General features: G+C 42.9%; 2 protein-coding genes and 1 pseudogene. All 3 read right to left on the minus strand.

Annotated elements, in window-relative coordinates:
• Window positions 1–369: pseudogene (locus A3738_RS18425) on the minus strand (polyribonucleotide nucleotidyltransferase); the annotation flags it as partial.
• Window positions 370–730: 361 nt separating this feature from the next.
• Complete coding sequence (gene rpsO / locus A3738_RS18430) at window positions 731–1,000, minus strand: 30S ribosomal protein S15 (protein ID WP_068478048.1); 270 nt, start codon at window positions 998–1,000, stop codon at window positions 731–733.
• 75 nt (window positions 1,001–1,075) lie between these two features.
• Window positions 1,076–1,942 (minus strand): tRNA pseudouridine(55) synthase TruB (gene truB, locus A3738_RS18435; RefSeq protein ID WP_068763769.1); only part of this gene is annotated, 867 nt, incomplete at its 5' end.

Below are 1,942 nucleotides of genomic sequence, written 5' to 3' on the forward strand. Positions count from 1 at the left end.
TTGCGTTTTGTTCGCAGACATAACCTGACATACAACCTGAACTTCGTTCACGAAACCATTTGGGAAAAGTGGGCGAATTGGACGGTCGATCAAACGCGAAGTTAGTGTTTCTTTCTCGCTTGGACGATTTTCACGCTTGATATAACCACCAGGAATTTTACCAACTGAGTATTGGCGCTCTTGGTAGTGAACTGAAAGCGGGAAGAAATCTTGACCTGGCTTTGCTTCTTTTGAAGCAGTCACTGCTACCAATACAGAAGTATCGTCAACCGTTACCATCACCGCACCTGCGGCTTGACGTGCAATACGACCAGTTTCTAGCGTAACGGTAGAGTTACCGTATTGAAATTGTTTAGTTACCGGATTCACATCGGCTCCTTTACTTTTAAATATAAAAAGAACGCCTCATCGATCACTACAACTAAAGCTTTATGCTCAATACTTTAGAAAAATAACGTAAACGCAAATTTTCTAAAGCACTCAGCTATAAAACTTTACTGCAAACCTATGAAGCTACCCTATTCGTGTTTTGATTTTTAATGCACTGGTGCTCGTTTTAGACACCTACAAAATCACGTACTTACAATAGATCAATCGCATAACAATAGAATTACGATTGTCTTAAAAACGAAAATACCGGAGGGCCCTAAAGCGCTCCGGTACTACAACTAAACTTGGGAGTTGGTTCTTGTAACCATTTACCCTTGTTTGTCTCGCTGCTAATTCGAGATTAGCGACGTAGACCTAGACGACCGATCAAAGAAAGGTAACGATCTGCATCTTTGCCTTTCAAGTAATCAAGAAGCTTACGACGTTGGTTAACCATGCGAATCAAACCACGACGTGAGTGGTGATCTTGCTTGTTACCTTTGAAGTGACCTTGAAGCTTGTTGATGTTATGAGTCAACAATGCAACTTGAACTTCAGGAGAACCAGTGTCGCCTTCAGATTGTTGGTAGTCTTTAAGAATTGCTGCTTTTTCTGCTGCGCTTAATGCCATGATATTTTCCTCAATATGCTTGTTTAAAAACCACTTACCGCGCATACGTACAGTAAGTCGTACATCGTTTTTCCTTTACGACACAGGCGTAAAGTTAATCAGCCGTTTTGCTTGCAGTTCCCACTGATCGCTCTGTTCACTTAGCTCCACTACACCGGCAAATAGCCAGTCGTCACCAAGCTCACAAGTTTTTGCGATATTCGCAATCGGCCCTAGCTGTTCATCAATTGCTTGCTTCGGAATATAGACACGATGAAAACCTGATTTTTCAGCGGGCGATATTCTAACTGTTTGCCCGTGTAATAGCGACCTTGTTTGGCGATTATTTATGCAAATATACGGTAAATTTGGTAACAAAATGTCGATAGGCTGAATAAATTTGCTCAACGCATCGAAATCACCCTCTAAATCGACCAATGTTTGCAGGCTTACAGTTTGCTCGAGCTCAAAATGACCTGCGATTGAACGGCGCAACATCGACACATGTGCACCACAACCAAGATCTAAACCAATATCTTCCACAAGAGATCGAATATAAGTCCCTTTGGAACACTCGACATACAAAGATAGCGTATCTTCTGTTATCGCATCTAAACGTAAGTTAGAAACAGTGATAGGCCGAGGTTCTCGCTCTACCGTAACCCCCTCACGCGCCCATTTATAAAGTGGCCTTCCTTGATACTTTAGCGCAGACCACATCGTCGGAACTTGCATTGTGTCGCCTCGAAACTTATCAAGACTTTGCTCTATGTGAGCACCCGAGAAATCTGGAACCTTGCGCGTCTCAACCAACTCACCTTCGCTATCTCCGCTTTCACGAATCTCGCCTAATTGAGCAGTGGTGTAATACGCTTTGCTAGACTCTAGTAGATACTTCGCAAACTTCGTTGCCTCACCAAAACATATTGGCAAAACACCTGTTGCAAGCGGATCAAGCGCACC

It is taken from the genome of Oleiphilus sp. HI0066, assembly GCF_001635725.1.